12 protein-coding genes are annotated in these 14,767 nt (G+C 74.3%); 11 read left to right on the top strand and 1 reads right to left on the bottom strand.

Annotation, left to right across the window (positions count from 1 at the left end; all coding sequences use genetic code 11):
- Positions 1-130 precede the first annotated feature (130 nt).
- From ACZ466_RS02430 to ACZ466_RS02410, 5 genes are all read left to right on the top strand, one after another.
- Positions 131-1,354, top strand: coding sequence for a carbohydrate kinase family protein (locus tag ACZ466_RS02430; RefSeq protein ID WP_378287106.1), 1,224 nt, complete (start codon positions 131-133; stop codon positions 1,352-1,354).
- A 30-nt stretch (positions 1,355-1,384) separates the two neighbouring features.
- Complete coding sequence (locus ACZ466_RS02425; RefSeq protein WP_378287107.1) at positions 1,385-2,743, top strand: extracellular solute-binding protein; 1,359 nt, start codon at positions 1,385-1,387, stop codon at positions 2,741-2,743.
- Positions 2,744-2,784: 41 nt separating this feature from the next.
- Complete coding sequence (locus ACZ466_RS02420; protein WP_378287108.1) at positions 2,785-3,756, top strand: carbohydrate ABC transporter permease; 972 nt, start codon at positions 2,785-2,787, stop codon at positions 3,754-3,756.
- Positions 3,753-4,544, top strand: coding sequence for a carbohydrate ABC transporter permease (locus tag ACZ466_RS02415; protein ID WP_378287110.1), 792 nt, complete (start codon positions 3,753-3,755; stop codon positions 4,542-4,544). The genes ACZ466_RS02420 and ACZ466_RS02415 overlap by 4 nt, the downstream gene beginning before the upstream one ends.
- Before the next feature lie 64 nt (positions 4,545-4,608).
- A complete protein-coding gene (locus tag ACZ466_RS02410; protein WP_378287112.1) occupies positions 4,609-7,293 on the top strand; it encodes a sugar-binding protein in 2,685 nt (894 codons plus the stop codon).
- A 57-nt stretch (positions 7,294-7,350) separates the two neighbouring features.
- Here ACZ466_RS02410 and ACZ466_RS02405 read toward each other — a convergent pair whose 3' ends face one another.
- On the bottom strand, positions 7,351-8,031 hold the full coding sequence (locus ACZ466_RS02405) for a GntR family transcriptional regulator (RefSeq protein WP_378287124.1): 681 nt from the start codon (positions 8,029-8,031) through the stop codon (positions 7,351-7,353).
- Between the two features lie 253 nt (positions 8,032-8,284).
- On the opposite strand from ACZ466_RS02405, the gene ACZ466_RS02400 reads away from it, so the two are divergent.
- Genes ACZ466_RS02400 through iolD form a run of 6 tightly spaced genes read left to right on the top strand, consistent with a single transcriptional unit; the run spans position 8,285 to position 14,705 of the window.
- A complete protein-coding gene (locus ACZ466_RS02400) occupies positions 8,285-9,283 on the top strand; it encodes a Gfo/Idh/MocA family protein (protein ID WP_378287113.1) in 999 nt (332 codons plus the stop codon).
- Complete coding sequence (locus tag ACZ466_RS02395; RefSeq protein WP_378287115.1) at positions 9,280-10,161, top strand: TIM barrel protein; 882 nt, start codon at positions 9,280-9,282, stop codon at positions 10,159-10,161. Before ACZ466_RS02400 ends, ACZ466_RS02395 begins: the two co-directional genes overlap by 4 nt.
- Positions 10,162-10,178: 17 nt before the next feature.
- Positions 10,179-11,105: a 5-dehydro-2-deoxygluconokinase gene (iolC, locus tag ACZ466_RS02390; RefSeq protein WP_378287125.1), complete on the top strand. Its 927-nt coding sequence runs from the start codon at positions 10,179-10,181 to the stop codon at positions 11,103-11,105.
- Positions 11,102-12,010: a Cgl0159 family (beta/alpha)8-fold protein gene (locus tag ACZ466_RS02385; RefSeq protein ID WP_378287116.1), complete on the top strand. Its 909-nt coding sequence runs from the start codon at positions 11,102-11,104 to the stop codon at positions 12,008-12,010. Before iolC ends, ACZ466_RS02385 begins: the two co-directional genes overlap by 4 nt.
- A 2-nt stretch (positions 12,011-12,012) precedes the next feature.
- Positions 12,013-12,879: a 5-deoxy-glucuronate isomerase gene (gene iolB / locus ACZ466_RS02380; RefSeq protein ID WP_378287117.1), complete on the top strand. Its 867-nt coding sequence runs from the start codon at positions 12,013-12,015 to the stop codon at positions 12,877-12,879.
- Positions 12,876-14,705 carry a 3D-(3,5/4)-trihydroxycyclohexane-1,2-dione acylhydrolase (decyclizing) gene (gene iolD, locus ACZ466_RS02375; protein WP_378287118.1) on the top strand — a complete coding sequence of 610 codons (1,830 nt, stop codon included), beginning with the start codon at positions 12,876-12,878 and terminating at the stop codon, positions 14,703-14,705. The genes iolB and iolD overlap by 4 nt, the downstream gene beginning before the upstream one ends.
- Positions 14,706-14,767: the final 62 nt, after the last annotated feature.

Raw genomic sequence — 14,767 nt, 5'->3', positions numbered from 1 at the left:
CCCGGGCCGCCCTCTCCCCGTCCCCGTCTCCCCGTCCCCGATCCGACCATCACCTCTCGATCCGAAATCGTCCTGACACGCGGTCGAACAGACCGCTGAGGATCACGACGGCCCTCGAAGAGGAGGCGCCTTGACCGAGACCCTGAACGAGGCCCCGGCCGCGGGACCCGCGGCGGCGGGCCCCGCGGACACGACCGGCCGCCCGGAGACCGCCGGGCACCCGCCCGAGCCCTCGCTGGCCGATCCGTGCGCCGAGCGCGGCCAGGCCGGCGAGCGGCTGCGCCGCGCGGGCGATCCCCGCGACGAGGCAGCCCTGCCCGACCTGGACGTGTTCCTGAGCGGCCAGGTCTTCATGGACATGATCTTCACCGGGCTGCCCGGGCTGCCGCCGCCCGGGACCGAGCTGTTCACCGAGGGGCTCGGCTCGGCGCCCGGCGGGGTGGCCAACATCGCGGTGGCGATGAGCCGCCTCGGGCTGCGCGTCGGCCTCGCCGCCCCGTTCGGCGACGACCTGTTCGGCGCGTACCTGTGGCGCACCCTCGCCGAGCAGGAGGGCATCGACCTGGCCAGGTCCCGCCGGGTGCGGTCCTGGCCCACGCCCGTCACGGTGTCCCTGGCCTACGACTCCGACCGCAGCATGGTCACCTACGCCAAGCCGATGCCGGACGGGGCGGGGGAGGGGGCGGCCGGAGGGCCGTTCGCCTCGCCGCCGTCGGCGCGGGCCTGCTTCGTGGACATCGAGCGCCCCGTCCCCGACTGGACGAGGGAGATGCGGCGCCGGGGCACCACGGTGTTCGCCGACCTCGGCTGGGACGCCACCGAGACCTGGTCGCGGGAGGTCCTGGACCGGCTGGAGCACGTGGACGTGTTCCTGCCGAACGCGGTGGAGGCGATGGCCTACACCCGTACCGGCTCGCCCGAGGAGGCCGCCCGCGCGCTCGCCGGCCGGGTCCCCGTCGTGGTGGTCAAGCGCGGCGGCGACGGCGCGATCGCGATCGACGCCGCGACCGGCGAGGTCGCCGAGACCGAGGCGCTGCCGGTGGAGGCGCTCGACGCGACCGGCGCGGGCGACGTGTTCGCCGCCGGGTTCGTCTTCGGCACGCTGGCGGGCCTGCCGCTGGCCGAGCGGCTCCGCTTCGCCAACCTGTGCGCGGGACTGTCGGTGCGGCACCGCAGCGGCTCCCTGGGGGCGCCCTGCTGGGGGGAGATCGCCGCGTTCGGCGAGTCCGCCGAGGTCCCCGAGGCCGTGCTGGAGGACTACGCCTTCGTCGTCCCCTACATCCCCGATTCGGCCACCGACACGGTCGTGCGGGCCGAGCCCACGCTGCGGGCCGACCTCCCGCAGCCCTCCTGACCCCGCCGCCCCCCGAAAGGAGTCGCAGGAATGCCGACACTCATGAGGCGAGGGACGCTCGCACTCGCGGCGGCCCTGGTGACCGCGCTCGCCGCCGCCTGCGCCCCGGGCTCGTCCAACGACGAGCCCGAGGCCAAGGCGCCCTCGGCGATCAGCACCGACGTCGCCAAGGCCGGGAACGTGACGCTGACCGTCTGGGACCAGGAGGTCCAGGGCGGCCAGAAGAAGCAGATCGAGGAGCTCAACAAGCGGTTCCAGGCCAAGTACCCGAACGTCAAGATCAACCGGGTGTCGCGGTCGTTCACCGACCTGCAGAAGACGCTGCGGCTGGCGCTGTCGGGCGACGAGCCGCCGGACGTGGTCGAGGCCAACCAGGGGTACGCGGCGATGGCGCAGTTCGTCAAGGCGGGCATGCTGCTGCCGCTGGACTCCTACGACGCCGCCTACGGCTGGAAGAAGCGCTACCCCAAGGGCCTGATCGAGCTCAACAGCGTCACCAAGGACGGCAAGCTCATCGGCTCGGGCAGCCTGTACGGCGTCTCCCTCAACGGTGAGATCGTCGGCCTCTACTACAACAAGGAGAAGCTCTCCAAGCTCGGCATCCAGCCGCCCAGGACGTGGGCCGAGTTCGACCAGGCGCTCGCCACCGCCAAGGGCAAGGGCGAGACGCCGATCGCGTTCGGCAACGTGGAGAAGCTCCCGGCGATGCAGCTGTACGGCATCGTCCAGGACGGCCTGGTGCCCAAGGAGAACGTCCGCAAGCTGGTGTTCGGCAGCGGCGGCGCCTGGACCGACGCGCCGAACGTGCAGGCCGCGCAGAAGCTGGCCGACTGGGGCAGGCAGGGCTACTTCACCAAGGACGCCAACGCGGTGAAGTGGGACGACACCCCGGTGAACTTCGCCAAGGGCGAGGGCGTGTTCATGTTCGGCGGCACCTGGTGGGCGCCCGATCTGAACGACAGCATGAAGGACAAGGTCGGCTTCATGCTGCCGCCGCCGGCGCAGGCGGGCGCGCCCACGGCGACGATGGGCGGCGAGAGCCTGCCGTGGGCGATCACCTCCAAGTCCAAGCACCCGGACGTGGCGGCGGCCTACATCAACTTCATCACCTCGCCGGAGGCCATGGACGTCTCGGTCGAGACCGGGAACCTGCCGGTCCTGCAGGCGCCGTCCAAGCAGCCGTCGGCGGCGCTGATGAAGGAGGTGTCGGCGGCCTGGGCGACGCTCAGCAAGGACGACGGCACCACGCCGTACATCGACTACGCCACGCCGACCTTCACCGACGCGTTCGGCGGCCCGCTGCAGAAGCTGGTGGCCGGGCAGGCGACGGCGCAGGAGGTCATGAAGGCGGCCCAGGACGACTACGCGGCCTTCCAGCAGAAGAAGTAACGAGCAGTAAGCCGTAACGAGCAGCCCGAGGGAGCGCGCACATGACGACCGTCGCGCGGCACAAGAGGCCCGGTTCCCGGCGCGGCGCGCCCGGACCGCGGGACGCCGGGACCGGTGCCGGGGCCCGGTCCCGGCCGGCCGGGGAGCCCGGCCGCATCGGCTGGCTCTACATCCTGCCGGCGCTGCTGGTGTACGGGGCGTTCCTGCTGTGGCCGCTGGTGCGCGGGGCGCAGTTCTCCCTGTACGAGTGGGACGGTCTCGGCCCCGCGACCTGGGCCGGGATCTCCAACTACACCGCGACCTGGTCCGATCCGGTCCTGCGGGGCGCGTTCGGGCATCTGCTGGTGCTGGTGGTGTTCTACGCGGTGCTGCCGTGCTGCATCGCGTTCGTGCTGGTGGCGGCGATGTCCCGGACGAAGATCCGCGGGCTGACGTTCTTCCGCACGGTGCTGTTCCTGCCGCAGGTCGTCGCGATGGTGGCGGTGGCGGTGGCCTGGCGCTGGGTGTACTCGGCGGACGGGCCGGTCAACACGGTGCTGGGGTGGCTGCACGCGCTGGGGCTGCCCGACTGGTCCCGCGGCTGGCTGGGCGACTTCACCTTCGCCCTGCCGGCCGTGGGGGTGATCGGCACCTGGGTCGGGATCGGGCTGGCGCTGGTGCTGTTCCTGGCCGGGGTGCAGAAGATCCCGACGGAGCTGTACGAGGCGGCGCGGATCGACGGCGCCGGGCCGGTGCGGGAGTTCTTCGCGGTCACGCTGCCGGGGCTGCGGCGCGAGCTGGCGGTGGCGCTGACGCTGACCACCATCATGGCGATCCGCAACTTCGACCTGATCTACAACGCGACCGGGGGCGGGCCCGGCGACGCGACCAAGGTGCCGGCCTACGAGGTCTACAACCGCACGTTCAACACCGGCGAGGTCGGCCTGGGCTGCGCCATAGGCGTCACGCTGGCCGTGCTGGCGTTCGCGGTCACCGCCGGCATCGGCCGCCTGGTCGAGGGGAGGGCCCGATGAGCACCCGCACCGAGCGGCTGGTCAACCACGCGATCCTGGTGGTGTTCGCGGTCATCGCGGTGTTCCCGATGATCGGCGTGGTGGTGCAGGCGCTGCAGCTGCCCGACCCGGACTTCGGCACGTTCGCGGAGGCGTGGCGGGAGGGCCGCTTCGGCACGTACATGCGCAACAGCGTGATCGTCACGGTGGTCACCGTGTCCGTGGCGTCGGTCCTGTCGATCATGGCCGGGTACGCGCTGGGCACCATGCGGTTCCGCGGCGCCTCCGTGCTGTTCCTGCTGTTCCTGGCGGGGCTGACCATCCCGACCGAGGCGATCGTGGTGCCGCTGTACTTCGACCTGCGCACGGTGGGGCTGGACAACACCTACGCCGGGCTGATCCTGCCGCAGATCGCGATGTCGGTGGCGTTCGGCACGTTCTGGATGCGGGCCTACTTCCGCAGTGTGCCGCGCTCGCTGGTGGAGGCGTCCCGGCTGGACGGCGCGTCGAGCTGGACGACGCTGTGGCGGGTGCTGGTGCCGATGGGCCGCCCGGCGATCCTCACCATGGTCGTGCTGACCAGCATGTGGACGTGGAACGAGTTCCTGCTGCCGCTGGTGATCGTCAACTCCGACGAGGGGCTGCGCACCGCCCCGCTGGGGCTGTCGTTCTTCCAGGGGACGCACAAGACCGACTACTCGCTGCTCATGGCGGGCGCGCTGATCATCGCGGCGCCCATCGTGTGCGTCTATGTCTTCCTGCAGCGCCAGTTCATCGCAGGAATGCTCTCGGGGGCCGTCAAGGAGTGAAGGAGTCGGGGGCGTGCCACCCCACCGACCCCTCGCGGGCCGGACAACCGAACAGGAGAGTTCATTGCGAAGACTCGCGCTACCCGCCGTCCTCTCGGCCGTGCTGGCGGCCTCGGCGCTCGCGCTGGCCGGAGCCCCGGCGCGGGCCCAGGCGGCGCCGCCGCCCGACCCGGGCGGGCTGGACGTCCTGTTCGTCGGGGCGCATCCCGACGACGAGGCGGGCGCCCTGTCGACCTTCGGGCAGTGGAACGAGTTCGACGGCGCCAGGGTCGGGGTGCTGACCGTCACCCGCGGCGAGGGCGGCGGCAACGCGGTGGGCACCGAGGAGGGCCCGCCGCTGGGCCTGCTCCGGGAGAACGAGGAGCGCCGCGCGGTCGGGAAGGCCGGGGTCGGCGACGTCCACTACCTGGACAAGGTCGACTTCTACTACACCGTGAGCGCGCCGCTGACCGACGAGGCGTGGGGGCACGACGAGAGCCTCGCCAAGGTGGTGCGGCTGGTCCGCGCGACCCGGCCCAAGCTGATCGTGACCATGGAGCCGGCGCCGCTGCCGGGCCAGCACGGCCACCATCAGCAGGCGGCGCGGCTGGCGACGGAGGCGTACTTCGCCGCGGCCGACTCCAAGAAGTTCCCCGAGCAGCTCGGGAAGGAGAGGCTGCGGCCGTGGTCGGCCGGGCGGCTGTTCCTGGCCGGCGGGGCGTCCGGGGCCACCGGGTCGGCGTGCGCCCGGGACTTCACCCCCGCCACCCCGGCGGCGCTCGCGTACGGCGTCTGGAACGGCCGTGCGTCGGCCCGCAACGGCGGCAAGACGTGGGCGCAGGTCGAGCGGGACGCGGCGCGGACCTACGTCAGCCAGGGCTGGGGCGGCTTCCCCGACGTCCCGGTCGATCCGGAGAAGAACGGCTGCGACTACTTCACGCAGATCCACAGCCGGGTGCCGTTCACGCTCGGCAACACCGACCCGACGGGCATGCTCGAGGGCGCGCTGAAGCCGTCCAAGGGCGGGCTCCCGCTGGGCACCGAGTTCTCCCTGACGACGGAGTCGTTCGGGGTGACGGCGGGGAAGGCGTTCACGGTCACGGCGCACGCCCGCTCGCCACGGGCGCTGCCGGGCGGCAAGGTCGCGCTGTCGGTCCCCTCCGGCTGGACGGTGACGGGCTCGGGCGATCTCGGCACGGTCGGCTCCAGGGAGCGCACCGCGCGGTTCACCGTCACGCCCCCGGCGGGCGCCGCCAACGGGCGCGCACGGCTCGCGGCGAACCTGACCACCGGGCAGGGCTCCGGGCAGACGGCCGTCCCGGTGGAGGTCCGGCCAGCCGTCACGGGCGTCCAGGAACCGCTGCCGCGCGTGGCCGACTTCGACGCCTGGGCCGAGAAGACCGGCGTGCCCGCGCTGAGCGGCCGGATGAAGCGCGTGCTCACGCTGGCGTCCGGCAAGTCGCGCACGGTCCGCGTCGACCTGGCCAACAGCGCCGGCTCCGCCCAGCAGGGGACGGTCAAGCTCGGCCTGCCCGAGGGCTTCGCGGCGGACGCGGCGTCCAAGCCGTACGAGCTGGCGGCCGGGGCCAAGGGATCGGTGACCTTCACCGTCACCAACACCGACGCCTCGCTGCCCACCTCCAACCAGGGCGGCACCGGCGGGGACTACGACTTCACCGTCACCACCGCCTCCGCGTCCGGCGGCACCGACGTGCAGCGGGGCGGCCTGGAGCTGGTTCCCACCGCCGAGCTGCCCAAGGCGCAGAACGCGCCGGCCGTCGACGGCAAGGAGGGGCCCGGCGAGTACCCCGGGCCCGAGCTCGACCTGTCCCGGCTCTGGGAGGGAACGGCCTGCGAGTCGGCCGCCGACTGCTCGGCCACCGGCAAGGTGACCTGGACCGACGAGGCCCTCAACGTCCTGGTCAAGGTCCGCGACGAGGCGCGCGGCACGGTGCTGGGCGCCGACGACTGCAAGCGGCACTGGCGCACCGACTCCGTCGAGATCGCCGTCGACCCGCGCGGCGACTCCGAGAACACCTCCACCACGTTCAAGACCGGCGTCTTCCCGGGGATGGCGGACGGGAAGCCGTGCTTCGAGCGCGACGCCGACCACCACCAGGGGCCCGGTGGGGAGACCGCCCCCGGCATGAAGGTCGCGGCCACCGTCAACGAGCCCTACGACGGCTACGTGATCGAGACGAGCATCCCGTTCACGGCGCTGCCCTCGGCCGTCGACCCGGCGCGGATGGGCCTGAACATCTTCGTGTACGACTCCGACACCCGGGACAAGGTCGGCCAGACCCGGATCGGCTGGTCCACCTGGGGCGGCGTGCAGGGCGACCCGTACCGCTGGGGCCTGGTGTCGCTGCCGGGCCACACCCCGCCGTCCGGGGTGCCGGGCACGCCGGAGCCGCCGGTGATGCCGACGGACGCGGCGGTCTCGGTGGACTCGCCCGAGTCGATCGTCCAGGCGGCCCGTACGGGTGTGCCGCTCGCGGGCGGTCCGGCCGCGCCGCCGTGGCGCACGGCGCGCATCGAAGGGAAGCCTGCGGTGTCCGGCGGCTCGGTCACCTTCAGGCTGGCGGCGACCGGGCCGGGCACGGCCCACGTCCACGTCTGGGACGGCAAGGTCCTCGGCACGAAGAAGGTCGCCGTCGACCGCGCCGGGACCCGGACGGTGACGGTGCCGGGCGCGAGCGGCGTCCTGGCCGTGGCCTTCGAGGCGAAGGGGGGAGGGACGGCGAGCAGCGCGGCCCCGATCTCCGGGTGACCCGCTGATCGCGCCGGCTCCGGCGCCCGGGTCCGCCGGGCGCCGGGGCCGGCCGGGCTACTTGCCGACGAGGGTGTGCGAGAACGAGTACCGGCCGGCGCGGTAGACGTGCGTCGCGTACTCGACGGCGGTGCCCTTGTCGTCGAAGGCGGTCCGGGTCATGGTGAGCAGCGGCGTGCCGCGCCGCTCGTCGAGCAGCCGGGCCTCGGCCGCGGTGGCGGCGCGCGCCCCGATCGTCTGGTGGGCGATCCGCAGGTTGACCCCCGCGGCGCGGAACGTCTCGTACAGGCCGTGCTCCTCCAGTTCGGCGGCGGTGACCTGGAGCAGCCCGGCGGGCAGGTGGTTGGTCATCAGCGCGAGGGGCTCGGCGCCGGTGAGGCGGAGCCGGTGCACCCGGACGACCGGGGTACCGGGCGCGACGCCGAGCCCGGCGGCGATCTCGGCCTCGGCCGGGACGGTGTCCAGTTCCAGCACGCGGGTGCGCGGCTCGCGCCCGGCGGCCTTGAGGTCGTCGTAGAGGCTGGACAGTTCGAGGGGGCGCTGCACCTGGGACTGGACGACCTGGGTGCCGACCCCGCGGCGGCGGACCAGCAGGCCCTTGTCGACCAGGTGCTGGATGGCCTGCCGCACGGTGGGCCGCGACAGCCGGTGGCGGGCGGCCAGCTCCAGTTCGTTCTCCAGCCGGCTGCCCGGGGAGAGCTCGCCCGCCAGGATCGCCGCTTCGAGCTGCTGGGCCATCTGGAAGTAGAGCGGGACGGGGCTGCCGCGGTCCAGGGTGAGGACGGGCGTCGGGGCGGGGCCGGGTGCGGTGCGTGCCACGGGGGCGGCTCCCTAAGGTCGGTCCTCCTGAGAATACCGGACTGTCCGAAAGCAAGTCGTAAAGTCCATATGTCCAGACATTCTCTTGACATGTATTGGAGCGTTCCATGAGACTCGCTCACATGGGCGCCGTACCGGGGAGCCGAGGACGCCTCCCCACGAGGAGGGCTGCATGAGGGTCGGACTCGCAGGAGCAGGGCGGATCGGCGCGGGGCACGCGGAGACGCTGCGCGGCCTCGCCGAGGTCGAGGAGGTCGTCGTCGCCGACGCCGACCCGGGGCGGGCCCGGGAGGTGGCCGGCAAGCTCGGCCTGCGGGCCGTGGACGGCGTCGACGCGCTGTTCGCGGCCGGCCCGGACGCGCTGGTCATCGCCACCCCGACCGCCGCCCATGCCGAGCTGCTGGTCAGGGCGGTCGAGGCGGGCCTGCCCGCGTTCGTGGAGAAGCCCGTCGCCGCCGGCCTGGACGAGACGATCAAGGTGCTGGCCGCGATCCGCGGCGCGGAGTCCCCCGTCCAGGTCGGGTTCCAGCGCCGCTTCGACCCCGGCCACGTCGCCGCCCGGGACGCGGTCCGCTCGGGCCGGCTCGGCTGGGTGCACACGGTCCGCTCGACCACCTTCGACCCCGCGCCGCCGCCGGACGCCTACATCCCCACCTCGGGCGGGCTGTTCCGGGACTGCTCGGTGCACGACTTCGACGGCGTCCGGTTCGTCACCGGGCGGGAGGTCGCCGAGGTGACCGCGGCCGGCGCCAACCGGGGCGCGCCGGTCTTCACCGAGCACGGCGACGTCGACACCGGCTCGGCCCTGCTCACCCTGGACGACGGCACCCTCGCCGCCGTCTCCGCCACCCGCTACAACGGCGCCGGGTACGACGTGCGGCTGGAGGTGTTCGGCTCCCGCGACAGCGTGGTGGCCGGGCTCGACGACCGCACGCCGCTGTCCCCGGCCGGCGAGGGCTTCCACCCCGCCGGCCTGCCGCACGCGGGCTTCCTGCAGCGGTTCGCCGAGGCCTACACCGCCGAGCTGCGCGCCTTCGTGGACGTGGCCGCCGGGCGCGCGCCGAGCCCGTGCCCGCCCGAGGAGAGCCTGGAGGCGTTCTACGTCGCCGAGGCGTGCGAGATCTCCCGGAGGGAACGGCGCGCCGTGACGGTCGAGGAGGTCCGCCGATGATCCCCGCGCGGCGCGTGGCCGCGGCGCCGATCTCGTGGGGCGTGTGCGAGGTGCCCGGCTGGGGCCACCAGCTCTCCGCCGGACGGGTGCTCGCCGAGATGCGCGAGCTGGGCGTGGCCGCCACCGAGTTCGGCCCCGAGGGGTTCCTGCCCGCCGACCCCGGCGAGCGGGCCCGGCTGCTGGGCTCCCACGGGCTGCGGCCGGTCGGGGGGTTCGTCCCGCTCGTCCTGCACGACCCGGACCGCGATCCGCTGCCGGAGGCGGCGCGCGTCCTCGACGCGTTCGGGGACGCGGGCGCGACCGTCGTGCTCGCCGCCGCCACCGGCCTGGACGGCTACGACGGCCGGCCCGCGCTCGACGACCGCGCCTGGACGACCCTGCTGCGCAACCTGGACCGCGTCACCGCCTGCGCCGCCGAGCGCGGCCACCGCGCCGCGCTCCACCCGCACGTCGGCACGGTCGTCGAGGACCGCGCCGACGTGGAACGCGTGCTGGACGGCTCGCAGGTGCCGCTCTGCCTGGACACCGGCCATCTCCTCATCGGCGGCACCGACCCCCTCGACCTGGCGCGGGAGGCGGGCGACCGGATCTCGCACGTCCACCTCAAGGACGTCGACGCCGCGCTCGCCGAGGCCGTCCAGACCGGGCGCACCCCCTACACGCAGGCCGTCAGGGACGGGATCTACCGGCCGCTCGGCCGCGGCGACATCGACGTCCGCGGCATCATCGGCGCCCTGGAGAAGACCGGGTACGACGGCTGGTACGTCCTGGAGCAGGACACTGTCCTGACCGGCGAGCCCGCCCCCGGCGCCGGGCCCCGGGACGACGTCCGCGCCTGCCTGGACTTCCTCGCGCCCCGGGAAGAGGAGGACGCGTGAGCCACGACCTGATCACCATGGGCCGGGTCAGCGTGGACGTCTACCCGCGCGACGTGGGCGTCCCGCTGGAGGAGGTCGAGACGTTCGGCAAGTACCTGGGCGGGAGCCCGACCAACGTGGCCGTCGCCGCCGCCCGCTACGGGCACCGGACCGCCGTCGTCACCCGCACCGGCGACGACCCCTTCGGCCGGTTCATCCACCGGGCGCTGCGCGAGTACGGGGTGGACGACCGGTTCGTCACGGCGGTGCCGGGCCTGCCGACCCCGCTCGCCTTCTGCGAGATCTTCCCGCCCGACGACTTCCCGCTCTACTTCTACCGCTACCCCAAGGCGCCCGACATGGAGATCCGCGCCGGGGAGCTGGACCTCGGCGCGATCGCCGCCGCGCGGATCTTCTGGGCGACGGTCACCGGGCTGTCGGCCGAGCCCAGCCGGGAGGCGACGCTGGCCGCGCTCGCCGCGCATCCCGGCACCACCATCCTGGACCTGGACTACCGGCCGATGTTCTGGGCGTCGCCGGAGGAGGCGCGGCGCCGTACCGCGCCCGCCCTGGAGCACGCCTCCGTCGCGATCGGGAACCTGGAGGAGTGCGAGGTAGCGGTGGGGGAGCGCGAGCCGCGCGCCGCCGCCCGCGCCCTGCTGGACCGCGGCGTGTCGGTCGCGATCGTCAAGCAGGGGCCCCGCGGGGTGCTGGCCGCGTCCGCGGACGAGGTCGTGGAGGTCCCGCCCACCCCGGTCGAGGTCGTCAACGGGCTCGGCGCGGGCGACGCGTTCGGGGGAGCGGTCTGCCACGGCCTGCTGGAAGGCTGGCCGCTGGACAGGATCCTGCGGTTCGCGGGCGCGGCCGGGGCGATCGTCGCCTCCCGGCTCGCCTGCGCGGACGCCATGCCGACCGCGGGCGAGGTGGAGCGGTTGATCGAACGGAACGCGGAGGCCACGCCATGAGCGGGAACGAGAGCATCGGCGCGGGCGCGTTCGCCGCGCGCTACGCCGAACTGGTGGAGGTCAGGGCGGCCCGGCCGCAGGCGATCGCCGAGGCCGCGGCGCGCCGCGTCCGCCCCCCGGCGCCGCCGGGCGCGGCCGGACCACTGATGATCATCGCGGCCGACCATCCGGCCCGCGGGGCGCTGGCCGCGGGCCCGGCCCCGCTGGCCATGGGCGACCGGCGCGACCTGCTGGAACGGGTCTGCGCCGCGCTGGCCCGGCCGGGCGTCAGCGGCGTGCTCGGCACCCCCGACGTCATCGAGGACCTGCTGCTGCTCGGCGCGCTGGACGGCAAGTTCGCCATCGGCTCGATGAACCGGGGCGGGCTGGCGGGCGCGGCGTTCGAGATCGACGACCGGTTCACCGCCTACACCGCCGCGGCGATCGCCGCCGCCGGGCTGGACGGCGGCAAGATGCTGCTGCGGCTGGACCTGTCCGATCCGGCGACCGCCCGTACGCTGGAGTCCTGCGCGCACGCCGTGACCGGGCTGGCCGGGCACGGGCTGATGGCCATGGTCGAGCCGTTCCTGTCGGCCCGGCGCGGCGACGGCAGGGTCGGCAACCTGCTCACCCCGGAGGCCATGATCAAGGCGATCGCGATCGCGTCCGGGCTGGGCGCCACCTCCGCCCGCACCTGGCTGAAGGTCCCCGTCGTCGACCGGATGGAGGAGGTCATGGCGGCCTCGACGCTGCCCGCGCTGCTGCTGGGCGGCGAGGTGACCGGCGACCCCGGCGCCGCGCTGGCCGGATGGAAGGCGGCGCTCGCGCTGCCGTCCGTCCGCGGCCTGGTCGTCGGGCGCACGCTGCTGTACCCGCCGGACGACGACGTCGCCGGCGCCGTCGACGCCGCCGTGGGGGTGCTGTGACCATGCCCGTCACCACCGAGATCACCCCCGAGGGCGCGGGCTGGACCTACTCCGGGCTGCGCGTGGTGACGCTCGCCCCCGGCGAGCAGGCCGCGGTCGAGACCGGGGACGCCGAGACGCTGGTGCTGCCGCTGTCAGGGGCGTGCGAGGCGGCGATCGAGGTCCCGGCGGACGAGGCCGCGGTCACCTTCCGCCTCGACGGCCGCCCCGACGTGTTCTCCCGGGTCACCGACTTCGCGTACGCGCCCCGCGACGCGACGGTCGTGCTGTCGTCCCGGGACGGCGGCCGGTTCGCGCTGCCGTCCGCGCGCTGCGAGCGCCGCCTGCCGCCCCGCTACGGCCCGGCCGAGCGGGTCCCGGTCGAGCTGCGCGGCGCCGGGACGATGAGCCGCCAGGTCAACAACTTCTGCACGCCCGAGGCGTTCGAGGCCGACCGCCTCATCGCGTGCGAGGTGCTGACGCCGGGCGGCAACTGGTCGTCCTACCCGCCGCACAAGCACGACGAGGAGACGCCGACCGAGGCGGTGCTGGAGGAGATCTACTACTTCGAGGTCGCCGCGGGACGGGAGGGCCGGGAGGGCATGGGCTACCAGCGCGTGTACGGGACCGCCGAGCGCCCCATCGACGTGCTGGAGGAGGTCCGCACCGGCGACACCGTCGTCATCCCGCACGGCTGGCACGGCCCGTCCATCGCCGCGCCCGGCTACGACCTGTACTACCTGAACGTGATGGCCGGGCCGGGCGCCGAGCGCGCGTGGCTGATCTGCGACGACCCGGCGCACGCCTGGATCCGCGACACCTGGCCGGGGCGGCCGGCCGACCCGAGGCTGCCGATGTGCTCGGCCGCCGGACCGGAGGGAGAGCGATGACGGGGACCGAGCGGCTGACCGTCGGGCAGGCGGTCGTGCGCTTCCTGGCGAACCAGTGGACCGAGCGCGACGGGACGCGGCGCCGCTTCTTCGCGGGCTGCTTCGGCATCTTCGGGCACGGCAACGTGGCGGGCCTGGGGCAGGCGCTGCTGGAGTACGGCGACCTGCTGCCGTACCGGGCCGCGCGCAACGAGCAGGCGATGGTGCACGCGGCGGCCGGGTACGCGCGGATGACCGACCGGCTGGAGGCGTGGGCGTGCACGACCTCCATCGGGCCCGGCGCGACGAACCTGGTGACGGGCGCGGCGCTGGCGACGATCAACCGGCTGCCGGTGCTGCTGCTGCCGGGCGACGTGTTCGCGACCCGTCCGGCCAATCCCGTGCTGCAGGAGTTGGAGGACGCGCGGTCCTACGACGTGTCGGTCAACGACTGCCTCCGGCCGGTGTCGAGGTTCTGGGACCGGATCAACCGTCCCGAGCAGCTCCCCTCGGCGCTGCTGGCGGCGATGCGGGTGCTGACCGATCCGGCGGAGACGGGCGCGGTGACGCTGGCGCTGCCCCAGGACGTCCAGGCCGAGGCGTACGACTGGCCGGCCGAGCTGTTCGCCGAGCGGGTCTGGCGGATCCGGCGGCCCGTGCCCGAGCCGGAGGCCGTCGCCGAGGCGGCCGCGGTGCTGACCGCCGCGGAGCGGCCGCTGATCGTGGCCGGGGGCGGGGTGATCTACTCGGGGGCGACCGCCGAGCTGGCCGCGTTCGCGGAGGCGACCGGGATCCCGGTGGCCGAGACGCAGGCGGGCAAGGGCTCGCTGCCCTGGGACCACGCCTGCTCGGTGGGCGCGGTCGGCGCGACCGGGACCACCGCCGCCAACGCCCTCGCCCGCGAGGCGGACGTGGTCCTCGGCATCGGGACCCGCTACAGCGACTTCACCACGGCCTCGCGCAGCCTGTTCGCCCGGCCCGGTGTCCGCTTCGTCAACCTCAACGTCGCGACGCCGGACGCCGTCAAGCACGCGGGCGTGCCGCTGGTCGCCGACGCCCGGACGGGCCTGGCCGCCCTGCGCGGCGCGGCCGGGGCGTACGCGGTGGCGCCCGCGTACCGGCGGGAGGCCGCGGACCTGGCCGCGCGCTGGAACGCCGAGGTCGACCGCGCCTACGCGCTGGGCCACGCACCGCTGCCCGCCCAGTCCGAGGTCATCGGCATCGTCAACGAGGTGAGCGGTCCCCGCGACGTGGTGGTGTGCGCGGCCGGTTCGATGCCCGGCGACCTGCACAAGCTCTGGAGGACCAGGGACCCCAAGGGGTACCACGTCGAGTACGGCTACTCCTGCATGGGCTACGAGATCGCCGGCGGGCTCGGGGTGAAGCTGGCCGCGCCCGACCGCGAGGTGTTCGTGCTCGTCGGCGACGGCTCGTACCTGATGATGGCGCAGGAGCTCGTCACCGCCGTCGCCGACGGGATCAAGCTCGTCGTCGTGCTGGTGCAGAACCACGGGTTCGCCTCGATCGGCAACCTGTCGGAGTCGGTCGGCGCCGAGCGCTTCGGCACCCGGTTCCGGCTGCCCGGCGACCTGGCCGCGAGCGCCGCCGCGATGGGCGCCGACGTGCTGCGCGCCGGCACCGCCGCGCAGTTCCGCGACGCGCTGCGGCAGGCCCGCGACTCCGCCCGCACGACGGTCGTGCACGTCGAGACCGACCCGCTGGTGCCCGCGCCCGACGGCGAGGCCTGGTGGGACGTCCCCGTCGCCGAGGTCTCCGGGCTGGAACCGGCGCGCCGGGCCCGCGCCGGATACGAGGAGGCCAAGAAGACCCAGCGCCCCTTGATCTAGGGGCGGCCCCACGCGTGCCGCGTCCCCGGGAGGCCGTGCCGGTACGGCCTCCCGGGGACGCG

This window comes from Actinomadura rugatobispora, assembly GCF_055379765.1.
The sequence above is the reverse complement of the archived record's forward strand: the minus strand, read 5'-3'. Positions and strand labels throughout refer to the sequence as shown.

What these genes read in the sequence shown, in the direction of transcription:
- ACZ466_RS02425 (WP_378287107.1), top strand. Translation starts at nt 1,385, where the DNA reads ATGCCGACACTCATGAGGCGAGGGACGCTCGCACTCGCGGCGGCCCTG.
- ACZ466_RS02420 (WP_378287108.1), top strand. Translation starts at nt 2,785, where the DNA reads ATGACGACCGTCGCGCGGCACAAGAGGCCCGGTTCCCGGCGCGGCGCG.
- ACZ466_RS02415 (WP_378287110.1), top strand. Translation starts at nt 3,753, where the DNA reads ATGAGCACCCGCACCGAGCGGCTGGTCAACCACGCGATCCTGGTGGTG.
- ACZ466_RS02405 (WP_378287124.1), bottom strand. Translation starts at nt 8,031, where the DNA reads ATGGCCCAGCAGCTCGAAGCGGCGATCCTGGCGGGCGAGCTCTCCCCG.
- ACZ466_RS02400 (WP_378287113.1), top strand. Translation starts at nt 8,285, where the DNA reads ATGAGGGTCGGACTCGCAGGAGCAGGGCGGATCGGCGCGGGGCACGCG.
- ACZ466_RS02395 (WP_378287115.1), top strand. Translation starts at nt 9,280, where the DNA reads ATGATCCCCGCGCGGCGCGTGGCCGCGGCGCCGATCTCGTGGGGCGTG.
- iolC (WP_378287125.1), top strand. Translation starts at nt 10,179, where the DNA reads ATGGGCCGGGTCAGCGTGGACGTCTACCCGCGCGACGTGGGCGTCCCG.
- ACZ466_RS02385 (WP_378287116.1), top strand. Translation starts at nt 11,102, where the DNA reads ATGAGCGGGAACGAGAGCATCGGCGCGGGCGCGTTCGCCGCGCGCTAC.
- iolB (WP_378287117.1), top strand. Translation starts at nt 12,013, where the DNA reads ATGCCCGTCACCACCGAGATCACCCCCGAGGGCGCGGGCTGGACCTAC.
- iolD (WP_378287118.1), top strand. Translation starts at nt 12,876, where the DNA reads ATGACGGGGACCGAGCGGCTGACCGTCGGGCAGGCGGTCGTGCGCTTC.